Here is a 13,837-nt window from a genome sequence, read left to right as displayed (position 1 = left end):
TTTGTTACAGAAAACTGTCGTGCAAATGGGCTTGCAGCCTGTTCAATAGTTGTTCCTTGCTGTTGCTTAGACCTAGACTACCCCATAAAATTCGCACCTCATTTACACCGGATGGACAATTGTTTGAACAATGACCTGATCACCATCTCCGATCTGACCTTCAGTCACGGAGATCGGCTGTTGTATGACGGGATCAACCTGACCATTCCTCGTGGCAAGGTCACCGCCGTCATGGGCCCGAGCGGCATCGGTAAAACCACCCTGCTGCGGCTGATCGGTGGCCAGCTCAAGCCGGAGTCCGGTCACATTCTGTTTGACGGGGAAGATATCCCCACCCTCTCCCGTTCGCGCCTCTATGAAGTGCGCAAGCGGATGAGCATGCTGTTCCAGAGCGGCGCCCTGTTTACCGGCATGACAGTCTACGACAACGTGGCCTTCCCGCTGCGGGAGCACTCCGGCCTGCCGGAGGAGCTGATCCACACCATCGTCATGATGAAGTTGCAGGCGGTGGGCTTGCGCGGCGCGGCGAAACTGATGCCCTCCGAGCTCTCCGGCGGCATGGCGCGCCGGGCGGCGCTGGCTCGGGCCATCGCCCTTGACCCCGACCTCATCATGTATGACGAGCCGTTTGTCGGGCAGGACCCCATCACCATGGCGGTGCTGGTCAAGCTTATCAAGGAGCTGAACGATGCCCTCGGCATCACCTCCGTCATCGTCACCCACGATGTGAAAGAGGTGCTGAGCATCGCCGATTACGCCTACATCATTGCCAATCGCAAGGTGGTGGCGCACGGTACGCCGGATCAGCTGCGCGAGGAGCACAATCCCGAAGTCGAGCAGTTCCTCAAAGGATTGCCCGATGGTCCTGTTCCGTTTCATTTTCCGGCAGGCGATCTGCTACAGGATCTCTGATGTTGATAAGTCAAATAAGCAAGCTGGGGCGGGTCGGAGTGCGGTTTATCAGCTCCGTCGGTCGCTCCACCATCATGTTGTTCCATGCGCTGGCGGGCAAACCCGAGCCGCGCAAGCACTTCCCGCTGCTTGTCCAGCAGCTCTATGTGGTGGGTGTGCAGTCGGTGGCCATCATTCTGGTCTCCGGCCTGTTCATCGGCATGGTGCTCTCGCTGCAGGGTTACAACGTATTGAAGGATTTCGGCGCCGAGCAGAGCCTGGGGCCGCTGGTCTCCCTCTCCCTGCTGCGGGAGCTGGGGCCTGTGGTCACGGCGCTGCTGTTTGCCGGCCGTGCCGGTTCGGCCCTGACCGCTGAAATCGGCCTGATGAAGGCCACCGAGCAACTTTCAAGCCTAGAGATGATGGCGGTCGACCCACTGCGCCGGGTGGTTGCCCCCCGCTTCTGGGCTGGCGTCATCAGCATGCCACTGCTGGCCTTTATGTTCAGCCTGATCGGCATCTTCGGCGGCAAGCTGGTTGGTGTGGACTGGCTCGGCGTGGACGAAGGGGGCTTCTGGTCTGCCATGCAGGCCTCCGTCGACTGGCATGAGGACATCATGCAGGGCGCCATCAAGAGCCTGATTTTCGCCCTGGTGGTCACCTGGATTGCGCTCTTTAACGGCTATGATGCCAAGCCGACCTCGGCCGGGATCAGTCAGGCCACGACCCGTACCGTGGTCCACTCATCCCTCGCCGTGCTCGGCCTGGATTTTATACTCACTGCAGTCATGTTTGGATAAGGTAAAGATGAAGTTCAGCAAAGTAGAATTCCTGGTCGGCACCTTCATGCTGGCTGGCATCGGTGCCATTCTGGCACTGGCCCTGCAAGTGGCCGGTTTGAGCTTCAAACCGGAAGGAGAAACCTATACCCTGCGCGCGCATTTCGATAATATCGGCGGCCTGAAAGTCCGTTCGCCGGTCAAGGTCGGCGGCGTGGTGGTAGGCCGGGTCAGCGACATCGTACTGGACCCGAAAACCCAGGTGCCCGAAGTGACCCTGATGATGCAAAAGAGCGCTGGCCAGTTTGCCGATACCAGTTCCCTCTCCATCCTCACCTCCGGTCTGCTCGGCGAGCAGTACATCGGTCTGGCCCCCGGCTTCAGCGATGAGGAGATGGGCACCGAGATGCTCAAGGATGGCGACCTGATTGAAGACACCAAATCCGCCATCGTGCTGGAAGATCTGATTGGCAAGTTCCTCTACAGCCAATCCTCCGACAGCAAATCAGACAGCAAGAAGGAGTAATCATGTTCAAGAAAATCGCCCTGCTGCTGGGTCTGATGACCAGCATGCTCTTTTCCCTGTCTGCCCAGGCCGCAGTCGATGCCACCGACCCCAATGCGCTGGTGGATCAGGCTGCCAAGCAGACCTTTGCCCGCCTGAAAGCCGATCAGGCCCAGGTGAAGAGCAATCCGGATCACCTGCGGGTGATCATCCGCGAAGAGCTGCTGCCCTATGTGGACAACCGCTTCGCCGCCTACAAGGTGCTTGGCAACCAGATTAAAGAGACCACCGAAGCGCAGCGCAATGCCTTCGTCGAGGTGTTCACCGAGTACATGGTGAGCTCCTACGCAGATGCGCTGGCCCATTTTGACAAGCAGACCGTCAAGGTCGAGCCGGGCAAAGCTCCCAGCGGCAACATCACCGCCGTCAACGTCAGCGTGAAAGAGGCCGGCAAGCCCGACATCTTCCTCGAGTTCAAGCTGCGCAAGAACAACAAGACCGGCGAATGGAAAGCCTTCGACATGGTGGCAGAGGGGATCAGCCTGCTCTCCGCCAAGCAGAGCGAGCTGGGCGGCCTCATTCGCCAGAACGGCATTGATGCGGTGATCGCCCAGTTGCGCGAACACAACGCCAAGCCGCTGGTACTCAAACCATGACTCTCAGCGGTGAGCTGCAGGCGCCACAGGTCAATGACCTGTGGCAACGCCGCGCCGAATGGTGGCAGGACGACCAGCTCGAGCTCGGCGGCGTCACCACCCTCGACTCAGCCGGACTGGCCCTGCTGGTCAAATGGGCCAAAGCCGTATTAGCGCGAGGCGCCACACCGCAACTGGTGGGCGCCTCCAGTGATTTCTATACCCTGGCCAACCTCTACGGGGTGGCCGGGCTGTTTCAGTCAACCCCGCTCACAACTGAGGACGCATAATGCAAGTCTCTGAAATTGAAGCGATACTCCTTGAGGCTCTGCCATTGTCCGAAGTCCATGTCAAAGGGGACGGTAGTCACTACCAAGTGATCGCCGTCGGTGACATGTTTGACGGCATGAGCCGGGTCAAGAAGCAGCAGGCCATCTATGCCCCGCTGATGGACAAGATCGCCAGCAACGCCATTCACGCCCTCTCCATCAAGGCGTTCACCGACGCCGAGTGGAAACGCGAACGTAAATTCCTATTGCCCTCCTGATTTGGTAACGAAGTAAAAATGGACAAATTCAAAATCGATGGTCGTTGTACTCTCAACGGCGAAGTGACCATCTCCGGCGCCAAAAACGCCGCGCTGCCGATCCTGTTCGCAACCCTGCTCTGTGATGAAGAGGTTCACCTCTCCAACGTGCCGCGCCTGAAAGATGTGGGCACCACCATCAAGCTGCTGGAGATGCTGGGCGCGACCACCAAGGTCAACGGCAACGTCACCGTGCTGACCGGTGCGGTGAACAACCATGTCGCCCCCTACGAGCTGGTGAAGACCATGCGCGCCTCCATTCTGGCGCTGGGCCCGCTGGCCGCCCGTTTCGGCGCGGCTGACGTCTCCCTGCCCGGCGGTTGCGCTATCGGTGCCCGTCCGGTCAACCTGCACGTCCACGGCCTGGAGCTGATGGGTGCCAAGATCACCATCGAAGATGGTTACATCAAGGCCCGTGTCGATGGTCGCCTGAAAGGCGCCCACATCCTGATGGACATGGTCTCCGTGACCGGTACCGAAAACCTGATGATGGCCGCCACCCTGGCTGATGGCCGCACCGTGATCGAAAACGCCGCACGCGAGCCGGAAGTGGTCGATCTGGCCAACTTCCTCAATACCCTGGGTGCCAAGATCCAGGGGGCGGGCACCGACACCCTGACCATCGACGGTGTCGAGCGTCTGCACGGCGGCAACTACAGCGTGCAGCCTGATCGCATCGAAACCGGTACCTTCCTGGTGGGCGCAGCGGTCACCGGCGGCAAGATCACCTGCCGCAAGACCGACCCGACTCTGCTGGAAGCGGTACTGGTCAAGCTGGAAGAGGCTGGCGCCCTGATTGAGAAGGGTGAAGACTGGATCACCCTCGACATGACTGGCCGCCCCCTCAAGCCGGTCACCATCAAGACTGCCCCCTACCCGGCCTTCCCGACCGACATGCAGGCACAGTTCACCGTGCTGAACGCCGTCGCCAAAGGCACCGGCATGGTCACCGAGACCATCTTCGAGAACCGCTTCATGCACGTTCCCGAACTGGTGCGGATGGGTGCAGACATCGAACTGCAGGGCAATGTGGCCATCTGCCGTGACACCGAGCAACTCAAGGGTGCCCAGGTGATGGCGACCGATCTGCGCGCCTCCGCCAGTCTGGTACTGGCCGGCTTCGTGGCCGAAGGCTCCACCATCGTCGACCGTATCTATCACATCGACCGTGGCTACGAAGACATCGAGCAGAAGCTGCAGGGTCTGGGTGGCCGCATCGAGCGCATCAAGGGCTGATAGCCCCCTGATCGCAGGCCGATAAAAAGGCCCCCTCGCGTTGGCGAGGGGGCCTTTTTCATGGTTTCGGTTCTGTTGAAACCGGGATCAGTGACCCGCCAGCTTCATATTCTCTACCAGCACCGAGCCGGTCTTGAGACTGGAACGCTCATCCTCGTCACGACCCACCGCCACGATATGGCTGAACATCTCGGCCAGATTGCCGGCGATGGTGATCTCCTCGACCGGATAGGCTATTTCGCCATTCTCGACCCAGAAACCGGCAGCGCCGCGGGAGTAGTCGCCATTGACGATATTGACCCCCTGCCCCATCAACTCGGTCACCAGCAGACCGGTGCCCATCTCTTTCAGCATGCCCTGAAAATCCTGGCCGGTATTGGAAACCTGCCAGTTGTGGATGCCACCGGCGTGACCCGTAGTAGTCAGCCCCAGCTTGCGAGCGGAGTAGGAGGTAAGCAGCCAGCTCATCAGCTCGCCATTTCGGATGATATCCATGTCGCGGGTACGCACCCCTTCGCCATCGAACGGGGTACTGGCGAGCCCGCCAAGCAGGTGGGGGAACTCCTGAATGGTGAGCCACTCTGGCAGGATCTGCTTGCCCAATTTGTTGAGCAGGAAGCTCGACTTGCGATAGAGGTTGCCACCGCTGATGGCCATCACCAGATGGCCCCACAGGCCGGAGGCAGTGTCCGGGTGGAACAGCACAGGCGCATGGCGGGTAGTGATTTTGCGGGCGCCGAGGCGGGAGACGGTACGCTCCACCGCCTCATCGGCAATACGCTGCGGGCTCCAGAGCCCATCGAGGGTACGGCTGGAGGAGTAGCCATAATCCCGTTGCATATCACCATCCTGCTCGCCTATCAGCACGCAGCTCAGTGAGTTGCGCGACGCCGCGTAGCCTTTGACGAAGCCGTGGCTGTTGCCATAAACCTTGATGCCAAGATGGCTGGAGAAACCGGCGCCGTCGGAGTGCTTGATACGGGCATCGCGACCAAGCGCCAGCCGCTCGCACTCGATGGCCAGTTCGATCCCGCGCTGGGGATCCAGTTCGATTTGGTGACACAGTTGCAGATCGGGGGCATCCCAGGCCAGCAGCTCGGCGTCCGCCAGACCGGCGCAATCATCGGCCGAGGTGTGACGGGCAATCTCGATGGCCGCTTCAACGGCGGCACGAATGGCGGGTTTGCTCAGATCGGTGGTCGAGGAAGATCCCTTGCAACCATCGCGATAGACAGCGATGCCGAGGGCGCCATCCTTATTGAATTCAATGCTTTCCAGTTCACAACCCCGGGTGTTCACCGACAACCCGGTCTGCTTGCTGATGGAGACTTCGGCCAGCGAGGCGCCCAGTCCTTTGGCTATCTCCAGGGCTTCGGCAACCACGGCCTCGAGATGGGCTTGATCCTGGCGGATTTGGTCTTGCTGATCCATAACTCACATCTGTATGAAAGAAGGAAAGGGGGGTAAGCATATCAGACCCCTGCGCCCAGCGGGAGAAGCTGGTAACATATCCGCCAAACGTGAATGACAGGAATCAAGAGACCGATGAGTCAATATCAAGACGACAACGAGTTCGAAGACTGGGGCCCCAGCAAGAGCCAGCTCAAGCGCGATGCCGAAGCATTGCAGAAAATGGGGGAAGAGATCGTCTCCCTCAGCCACAGCGAGCTGGAAAAAATCCCGTTGGATGAAGAGCTTGCAGAAGCTGTCGAGCTGGGTCGCAAACTCAAGCCGAAGAAGGATGAGTCCTTCCGTCGCCATCTGCAGTTCATCGGCCGCCTGATGCGCAGCCGCGATATCGAGCCGATTGCCGAAGCGCTCTCCATCATCAAGAACCGTCACTCCACCGTGAATGCACGCCTGCATCGCCTGGAGCAGTGGCGCGAGCGCCTGATCACCGAAGGTGACAGCGCCCTCAACGAGCTGATGTCCCAGTTCCACGAGCTGGATCGCCAGAAGCTGCGCCAGCTGATCCGCTCCGCCAACAAGGAGCGGGAGCTGAACAAGCCGCCGGTCGCCTACCGCGAGATGTACCAGTATCTGCGCGGCGAGATCGAAGACCTGCTGTGATCCCCGAAACACGCCTCCCCTCGGGGAGGCGTGTTTCTATTGATGTCTTTTCCTCTCCACATCCCCCGCCATCCCTGCGCGTTTAATATATCCACCATTTTGCTACCCCAACCATAACGGCTCATCTCAACAGCCCCGTTAAATCACCGCTTCAGAGCAGACCAAAACAGACGCGTTAACAATTTGGTATCATTTTGTTTGACATATTGAACGGCCTTGGCAGACTGAAGAGAGGATCCAGGCTGTCGCTGCCCAGGCTGACCAACGATTCTGTCACCCGGCCCGACGCGGGATCCCATGACCATGCCTTGAGGCATGCCCTTGCCCTGACGGTTTGCAAGGGCCTGCCCAAGGCGAAGGATGAGACTTCAACGCCAAGGATAATCAAGGTGCCCTATGCCAAATCCCCAGCCTCCCGCTCCCCGTAAACCTGTCGTGCTGATGACCATGGGCGCCCAGCCCCGCAACGGCCACGCCTATCAGGTGATGACCCACAAATACATCATTCCGCTGGTGGAGATAAGCGGCTGCGTCCCGCTGCTGGTACCCACCTGCTGCGGCACCACCGATCTGGAGCAGTATCTGGATCTCGTCGATGGGGTCTATCTGAGCGGCGCCGGCTCCAATATCGATCCGGCCCTCTACGGTCAGGAGAACCTCACGCCGGAGAAACAGCAGGACAGGGATCGCGACCTGTTCGATCTGCCCCTCATCAAGGGGGCGCTCGCCCGTGGCTTGCCGATCCTCGGTATCTGCCGCGGCATGCAGGAGATCAACGTGGCGCTGGGGGGAGACATCCATCAGAAGGTCTATAACGAGCCGGGTTATGACGATCATCGGGAGGATGCCGACGATCCGGTAGACGAGCAGTATGGGCCAAGCCATCAGATCAAACTGCTGCCGGGCAGCTGGTTTGCCGAACTGATGGGGGAAGAACAGATTCCGGTCAACTCCCTGCATGGACAGGGCATCAACCGGTTGGGGAAGGGTCTGGAGCCGTTGGCCCACGCAGAAGATGGGCTGATCGAGGCACTTCATGCCCCCGCACTGTCACCCTTTTTGCTGGCAGTACAGTGGCATCCGGAGTGGAAAGCCAATGAAAACCCCCACTCCATCAAGATCTTTCAAGCCTTTGGCGATGCCTGCCGCCAGCGTTGTGCATTGATGGCAGCGAGTTAATCCCTCATCGATTCAGTCGCCAAACCCGCGCGCCTTGAGCTTGGGCAGTCCACCTCGCTCGGGGCGCAAGGTGCGACAGATATCCATCCCCTTGAGCCCGCGCTGGATATGGTCAGGCGAATGACCAAACACCATGCCGTTGCTGCGGTAGAGGTTGTTGTCATCCAGCTCGAACTTCTCGCCGCCGATCAGCAGCTGCTCGCGGCCATTGACCGTGTCACCCCGCTTGATGGGCACCTTCATGTCGCTCAGCACCTCGCCGGTGGCACACCCCTCACGCCAGCGCGCCTCGCTGGAGAAGGGGGTAATGGCTATTTCACGCCAGGAGCCATCCCGGAATTCGACCCGATACTTCTCGGCCAGCAGGTCGCAGCCAGCCAATGGAAACAGAGCCATCAAACAGATGATTTTCTTTGAAAATTTCACTCAATCGCACTCCTTTGCCCGGTTCTGCACAGGATAAATAAATTGCCGCCCAAACGCACCATTTCCCCGCGCCGCAGCAGCTATGCTGGAAATAAAACCACAATAAGGTGCTGCTATGGCTGGCGAAAACCTCACCGCGCTACCGACGCTGATCTGGATTGGCGAACACCCGTTCTGGACCCTGCTCACCCTCTCCCTGATGCTGCTCCACTTCTGGCGCCGTCCGGGACAGCGACGGGAGCTGCTCTCCGAGCTCAGTTTCGTGATGATAAGCGCGGTGGTGATCCTGCTGATCCAGCTGGAAGGGGGCTGGTTCAAACTGCCGCTGCCCCATCAATTGCTGATCGAGATCTCCACCCTCTTGGCCGGCCTGATACTGGTCAAGATATGGGGGATCCTGCTGTTCGAGTTTCTGCTCCCCCTCTGCCATGTGCGGATCCCGCGGATCATCGCCGATATCGTCATCACCATCGGCTATATCGGCTGGGGTCTGTTTCGCCTCTACGCCTCCGGCATGGCGCTCGGGGAGATAGTCACCACCTCGGCGGTCATCACCGCGGTCATCGCCTTCGCCATGCAGGACACCCTTGGCAACCTGCTGGCCGGGGTCTCCATTCAGCTCGACAACTCCATCGCCATCGGTGACTGGCTGCAAGTCGACACCACCCAGGGGCGGGTGGTGGAGATCAACTGGCGTGCCACCACCATCGAGACCCGCAACTGGGAGACAGTCGTCATCCCCAACAGCCACCTGCTTAAACAGCGCTTCACCGTGCTCGGGCGTCGCCGTGGCGAACCCTTGCAGTGGCGGCGCTGGGTCTGGTTCGATCTGACCCTGGATACTCTGCCGACCCAGATCATCGCGTTGATCGAGAAATCCCTGCGGGAGACCAAGCTCCCCTGCGTCGCCAAGCATCCGCAACCGGACTGCCTGCTGATGAACGTCGAAGGGGGCATCGCCCGCTATGCAGTGCGCTACTGGCTGACCGACCTGGCTCGCGACGATCCGACCGACTCCATGGTGCGCAGCCTGATCGATGCCGCCCTGCGCCGCAACGATCGCCGCCTCACCCCACCGATCTTCAACGTCTTTATGGCCAAGGAGAAGCAGCATCTGGATGCCCGCCACAAGCGCCACACTGCCGAACGAACCGATACCCTGCGCAAGCTGCCGCTGTTTGCCATGTTGCAGGAGAGCGAGCTGCTCCAGCTGGCCGATCAGGTGAAGTTCGCCCCCTTCGTCAGCGGCGACATCATGCTGGAGCAGGGGGATGTCTCCAGCTGGCTGTTCGTGCTGGTCAAAGGGGAGGCCGAGATGGTGGTCAATGTCGAGGGGCGAGAACTGAAGCTTGGTACGCTCAACGCGGGAGACTTTTTTGGCGAACTGAGCCTGCTCACCGGCGAGCCCAGCTCCTTCACGGTGCGGGCGGTGGCCACCGTCGAAACCTATCGCATCAATCAGGCAATGTTTCAGGAGTTGGTGATGCAGCGCGAGGCGCTGGTCGAGCCCCTCTATCGGGTGCTGAGCGACCGCCAGCAGGAGCAGCAGGCGCTGCTGGAGCGGGAAGCGGAAGCCATGAAACAGCCACCACAACAGCTTGATCTGCTTGATAAGCTGATGAAGCTGTTCGGCGGAAGATGACGTAGCATGGCATCGTATTGAGGACATGAAGAGAGAACCGCAGCCATGTTACTGACAACCCTGGCCCTTGCCGCCAGCCTGCAATTTGATTGTCCCGCCACCATCGAGACTCGCCAGCAGCTGCTGACCCCGCAGCAGGGCTGGCAGGCGTTCACCCGCAATGACGATGGCAAACCGGACGAAACCCTCAGTCACCGGCTCGATAATCTGGCCCTGTTCGACGGAGATCCTGCCGAACTGGCCCAACTCAAACCGGATAATGGCGACAGCGACGAGATCCACTACTGGAGCCAGCTCGATAGCAGCCTGCGCCCGCTCTATCTGGTCTGCCGCTATCAGAACAGCGCCATCACCCTGCAGCAGGCGCTGCCCGTCGGCATCAGTTACTGCCGCGTCAACCAGCGCGACCGCTACACCCTGCTCGGGTTGGTTTGCCGCAAATAGCGGGCGTAATCCCTTGCCATATATCGCTATTCGCTGACAGCCATTACCGCCTGAGCCGGGCCATCCGCCAGCGCCATCAGAGCAGCAGCTCGGCCAGCTCCTCCAGTGCCGTCAGCTCAACGTCCGGCAACAGTTGTAGCTGTTGCCACGGTTGCCGCCGCTCGTTGAGCCAGGCGGCGCGAAAGCCGTGCAAGCGGGCACCCAGCACATCGGTCTCGGGATGATCCCCCACATGGAGGATCCGCTCCGCTGGCAGCTTGAGGGTGCTGCGGGTCTGCTCAAACATATCCGGTGCCGGTTTCATTCTGGCGCCCGCCCCCGCCTTGCAGACCAGCGTGAAGTAGTGATCCAGCCCTGCCTGCGCCAGATCCAGATTGCCGTTGGTGATCACCACCAGCGGGTAGCGTTCGGCCAGTCTGGCCAGCAGCTGATGAGTGGACTCGCTCACCTCGATCTTCGAGCGCTCTGCCAGAAACGCAGCAAACACCTGCTCCGCCTCGCGGCTGGCATGCTGGTCAGCCATGCCCCCCGCCACCATGGCGGCGCGGATGGTCTGCTGGCGCGCCAGACTGACATCGTGGCGCAGCTCGGGGTTGGCCAGCAACACGGCGCGTTTTAACTCCAGCCAGCGTGGCTTGTCGAGCATGGCGGTGGCCAGATATTCGCTGCGCAGATGGCTCAACATCCACTGCTCGGCGCGCACGATGGCGGGGCCGTTGTCATAGAGGGTGTCATCGAGGTCAAACGAGATGGCAGCAACCGGCTGCCAGCGGCGATAGAAGTGCATGGACTCTCCTCTGCATCACGGGCTCTAGCCCGTTATTCATCGTCCTGCGCATCCGGGTCACGCTTGGCCCTTGGGTGAGCGCTGTCGTAAACCTTGGCCAGATGCTGGAAGTCGAGGTGGGTATAGATCTGGGTGGTGGAGAGGTCGGCATGTCCTAGCAGCTCCTGCACTGCCCGCAGATCGCCGGAGGACTCCAGCATATGGGTGGCAAAGCTGTGGCGCAGCTTGTGGGGATGGACGTGGGCGTTGAGCGCCTGCTTGTTGCCCCAGCCATCGAGGCGGGCCTGCACCGAGCGGGCCGACAGCCGCTGCTTGCGGCTGGAGACAAACAGCGCCTCGCTCTCGTCCCCGGCCAGCAGCGGGCGCACCTTGAGCCACTTCTGCAGCCACTCGACCGCCATCCGGCCGATGGGCAGCACCCGCTCCCGCGAGCCCTTGCCGGTCACCTTGAGCTGGCGGTCGTCGAGCTTCAGATCCACCAGATTGATCCCCACCAGCTCGGCCAGACGCAGCCCTGAAGAGTACATCAGCTCCATGATGGCGCGATCCCGCACCGCCAGCGGATCCTGCTCGTCGGTGATGTTGAGCAGCTGGTGCATCTCGTCCACATCGAGGTTTTTCGGCAGCGGCCGCCCCTGTTTGGGGGTGACGATGCCACGGGCCGGATTGGCGGTCAGCCGCCCCTGCCGCACCTGCCAGTCGCAAAAGCTGCGCAGGGCAGAGACCTTGGTGGAAAGGGAACGAGGAGCAAGGCCCGCCTTGTGCATCCGGGTCACCAGAGTGCGCACCTGACTCGCCTCGAGCCGACCCCAGTCAGTGAGCCCGAGGGCCACCAGCTCGGCGGTCATCGCCTCCAGATGGGCTTGATAGTTATTGCGGGTATGAGGGCTGAGCTGACGCTCAACCCTCAGGTATTCGATAAAGGCCGCCAGCTCGTCCGCCAGTACCGCAGGCAGTGGCGGTGCGACGACGGGAGCTATGGCAGGTGCCCTGGCCGGTGTTCTAGCCATGAGTCAACTCGGGCAGACGCAGTTGCAGCAGGCGCCCCAGTTGGCCCAGCAGCAGGGTGTCGTTGTGGGGAGTAAAGTGGCCGGGATCCGAGCTGGCGAAGGCCAGCACACCGAGATCGCCGAGCCGCATCAGGGCCACCGAGTTGACCAGCACATCGTGGCCAAACAGTGCCTGCTTCTCGCTCTGGCTCAGGCGGCCAAAGTAGTAATCCTGCCCCGGCAAACGCTGACCCAGCAGGGATTCGAGCTGCTTGCCCTGCGCCAGAAAGCGCTGCTCTGGCCCGCTCAGGGTAAACTTCTTGGGATTGAGCCAGAGCCGCAGTCCGGTCAGGCGCAGCCGCTGGACAAAGGCCTTGCCCATCACGGCACTTACCTCGAACAGGGTCTGGCAACCGTACAGCTCGCCGTAGAGATCGGCATAGACCCGAAAGATCCGCTCGTTCTCGCTGGCGATCCCCATCAATTCGGTGATCTCCTGCTCCAGCTGTTCGATCCGCTCGCGCTGACGCTCCAGCTGGCGCTCGACCAGCGAGACCGACCCTTTGCGTTCATGGGGAATGCGGATCCGGTCCAGCACGGCGGCATGGCGTTGGAAAAACTCGGGATAACGGGCCAGGTACTCCAGCACAGTGGCTTCATCCACCGATTGCTCCTGCCGTTTGAGTTCGCTCATAAATTGGTTGATCCATCAGAGAAATGGGGCTCGCTGCCCCGACATCATGGGCAAAGGGGGCCAACGCCCCCCGTACCTGAACCTTTATCGGCTAAACCTCTATCTGGCCGTCAAACACATGCTCGGCGGGGCCTGTCATATAGACCGGCTGGCCCGGCCCCTTCCAGGCGATGGTCAGCTTGCCGCCCGGCAGGCTGACGGTGACCCGCTCCTTGAGCTTGCCCTGACTGATGCCAATCACCGCCGCCGCACAGGCACCGGTGCCGCAGGCCAGGGTCTCGCCACAGCCCCGCTCGAATACACGCAGTTTGATCTCGGTAGCGTTGACCATCTCCATGAAGCCGACGTTGACCCGCTCGGGAAAACGCTCGTGGCGCTCCATGATGGCACCCAGCGTTTCGACCGGCGCATCGGCGACCGAAGGCACTTCGATGACGCAGTGGGGATTACCCATGGAGACCACGCCACACATCACGGTATGCTCCTGCGCCCGCAGCAGATAGGTTTTCTCTGCCTTCTGGGCCCGGAACGGGATCTTGCCCGGCTCAAACTGGGGAACACCCATGTTGACCGTGACCTGATTCTCCCCCTCCAGCTGCAACACGATGCGACCCCGGGCGGTACTGACCGCGATGCGATCCCGGTTGATCAGCCCCTTGAGACGCACGAAACGGGCAAAACAGCGGGCACCGTTGCCACACTGCTCCACTTCGCTGCCATCGGCATTGAAAATGCGATAGTGAAAGTCGAGTTCAGGGTCATAGGGCGGCTCCACCAGCAGCAGCTGGTCAAAGCCGATCCCGAAGTGGCGATCTGCCAGCTTCTTGATGACGTCATTGCTGAAAAATACCTTCTGGGTGACGCCATCCACCACCATGAAGTCGTTGCCCAAGCCATGCATCTTGGAAAAATCTATCAACATCGTGCATTCCTGTGCTGTTAGGGCTGTAAAAATTCACCGAACCAAGGGTCGC

At 60.6% G+C, this 13,837-nt stretch carries 17 protein-coding genes; 11 read left to right on the top strand and 6 right to left on the bottom strand.

Annotated features, from left to right (window positions below):
* Positions 1-111 precede the first annotated feature (111 nt).
* The 7 genes from mlaF to murA are packed head-to-tail and all read left to right on the top strand — an operon-like array spanning position 112 to position 4,632.
* Positions 112-912 (top strand): phospholipid ABC transporter ATP-binding protein MlaF, encoded by an 801-nt coding sequence (mlaF, locus tag AB5Y97_RS02310; protein ID WP_005336343.1) that lies wholly within the window; start codon positions 112-114, stop codon positions 910-912.
* On the top strand, positions 912-1,691 hold the full coding sequence (gene mlaE, locus AB5Y97_RS02305) for a lipid asymmetry maintenance ABC transporter permease subunit MlaE (RefSeq protein ID WP_201947184.1): 780 nt from the start codon (positions 912-914) through the stop codon (positions 1,689-1,691). The genes mlaF and mlaE overlap by 1 nt, the downstream gene beginning before the upstream one ends.
* Before the next feature lie 7 nt (positions 1,692-1,698).
* Positions 1,699-2,196 (top strand): outer membrane lipid asymmetry maintenance protein MlaD, encoded by a 498-nt coding sequence (gene mlaD / locus AB5Y97_RS02300; RefSeq protein WP_019444849.1) that lies wholly within the window; start codon positions 1,699-1,701, stop codon positions 2,194-2,196.
* Between the two features lie 2 nt (positions 2,197-2,198).
* Complete coding sequence (locus AB5Y97_RS02295; RefSeq protein ID WP_005336350.1) at positions 2,199-2,831, top strand: phospholipid-binding protein MlaC; 633 nt, start codon at positions 2,199-2,201, stop codon at positions 2,829-2,831.
* A complete protein-coding gene (locus AB5Y97_RS02290) occupies positions 2,828-3,100 on the top strand; it encodes a lipid asymmetry maintenance protein MlaB (protein WP_005336352.1) in 273 nt (90 codons plus the stop codon). Before AB5Y97_RS02295 ends, AB5Y97_RS02290 begins: the two co-directional genes overlap by 4 nt.
* Positions 3,100-3,357 (top strand): BolA family iron metabolism protein IbaG, encoded by a 258-nt coding sequence (gene ibaG / locus AB5Y97_RS02285; RefSeq protein WP_005306001.1) that lies wholly within the window; start codon positions 3,100-3,102, stop codon positions 3,355-3,357. Before AB5Y97_RS02290 ends, ibaG begins: the two co-directional genes overlap by 1 nt.
* Positions 3,358-3,375: 18 nt before the next feature.
* The gene (murA, locus tag AB5Y97_RS02280) at positions 3,376-4,632 is read left to right on the top strand and encodes a UDP-N-acetylglucosamine 1-carboxyvinyltransferase (RefSeq protein ID WP_058058614.1); all 1,257 of its coding nucleotides are present in this window, start codon (positions 3,376-3,378) and stop codon (positions 4,630-4,632) included.
* 87 nt (positions 4,633-4,719) lie between these two features.
* On the opposite strand, the gene pmbA is transcribed toward murA, so the two are convergent.
* Positions 4,720-6,063 (bottom strand): metalloprotease PmbA, encoded by a 1,344-nt coding sequence (pmbA, locus tag AB5Y97_RS02275; RefSeq protein ID WP_201947183.1) that lies wholly within the window; start codon positions 6,061-6,063, stop codon positions 4,720-4,722.
* A 114-nt stretch (positions 6,064-6,177) separates the two neighbouring features.
* Between pmbA and yjgA the strand changes: the two genes are divergently transcribed.
* Positions 6,178-6,702 (top strand): ribosome biogenesis factor YjgA, encoded by a 525-nt coding sequence (yjgA, locus tag AB5Y97_RS02270; RefSeq protein WP_005336359.1) that lies wholly within the window; start codon positions 6,178-6,180, stop codon positions 6,700-6,702.
* A 396-nt stretch (positions 6,703-7,098) separates the two neighbouring features.
* Complete coding sequence (locus tag AB5Y97_RS02265) at positions 7,099-7,881, top strand: gamma-glutamyl-gamma-aminobutyrate hydrolase family protein (protein ID WP_368157208.1); 783 nt, start codon at positions 7,099-7,101, stop codon at positions 7,879-7,881.
* 12 nt (positions 7,882-7,893) lie between these two features.
* Here AB5Y97_RS02265 and AB5Y97_RS02260 read toward each other — a convergent pair whose 3' ends face one another.
* A complete protein-coding gene (locus AB5Y97_RS02260; RefSeq protein ID WP_088868371.1) occupies positions 7,894-8,277 on the bottom strand; it encodes a hypothetical protein in 384 nt (127 codons plus the stop codon).
* 145 nt (positions 8,278-8,422) lie between these two features.
* Between AB5Y97_RS02260 and AB5Y97_RS02255 the strand changes: the two genes are divergently transcribed.
* Together AB5Y97_RS02255 and AB5Y97_RS02250 are read left to right on the top strand one after the other, a co-directional pair.
* Entirely contained in the window at positions 8,423-9,949 is a 1,527-nt protein-coding gene (locus AB5Y97_RS02255; RefSeq protein ID WP_201947180.1) for a mechanosensitive ion channel family protein, read from the top strand.
* Between the two features lie 45 nt (positions 9,950-9,994).
* Positions 9,995-10,393: an STY0301 family protein gene (locus tag AB5Y97_RS02250; RefSeq protein ID WP_005336367.1), complete on the top strand. Its 399-nt coding sequence runs from the start codon at positions 9,995-9,997 to the stop codon at positions 10,391-10,393.
* Positions 10,394-10,469: 76 nt separating this feature from the next.
* Here the strand turns inward: AB5Y97_RS02250 and AB5Y97_RS02245 are convergent, their stop codons facing one another.
* The 4 genes from AB5Y97_RS02245 to dapF all read right to left on the bottom strand — a co-directional run bounded on the left by AB5Y97_RS02245 (position 10,470) and on the right by dapF (position 13,785).
* The gene (locus AB5Y97_RS02245; protein ID WP_201947178.1) at positions 10,470-11,180 is read right to left on the bottom strand and encodes an HAD-IA family hydrolase; all 711 of its coding nucleotides are present in this window, start codon (positions 11,178-11,180) and stop codon (positions 10,470-10,472) included.
* Positions 11,181-11,212: 32 nt separating this feature from the next.
* Positions 11,213-12,190: a tyrosine recombinase XerC gene (gene xerC, locus AB5Y97_RS02240; RefSeq protein WP_234920586.1), complete on the bottom strand. Its 978-nt coding sequence runs from the start codon at positions 12,188-12,190 to the stop codon at positions 11,213-11,215.
* A complete protein-coding gene (locus tag AB5Y97_RS02235; RefSeq protein ID WP_043821859.1) occupies positions 12,183-12,863 on the bottom strand; it encodes a DUF484 family protein in 681 nt (226 codons plus the stop codon). Before AB5Y97_RS02235 ends, xerC begins: the two co-directional genes overlap by 8 nt.
* Positions 12,864-12,954: 91 nt before the next feature.
* A complete protein-coding gene (gene dapF / locus AB5Y97_RS02230) occupies positions 12,955-13,785 on the bottom strand; it encodes a diaminopimelate epimerase (RefSeq protein WP_005336371.1) in 831 nt (276 codons plus the stop codon).
* Positions 13,786-13,837: the final 52 nt, after the last annotated feature.

The organism is Aeromonas sp. R10-2, from assembly GCF_040908445.1.
GTDB classification, from domain to species: Bacteria; Pseudomonadota; Gammaproteobacteria; order Enterobacterales; family Aeromonadaceae; genus Aeromonas; species Aeromonas veronii.
Note: the sequence above shows the minus strand (reverse complement) of the source record. Positions and strands in the feature narration are given on the sequence as shown.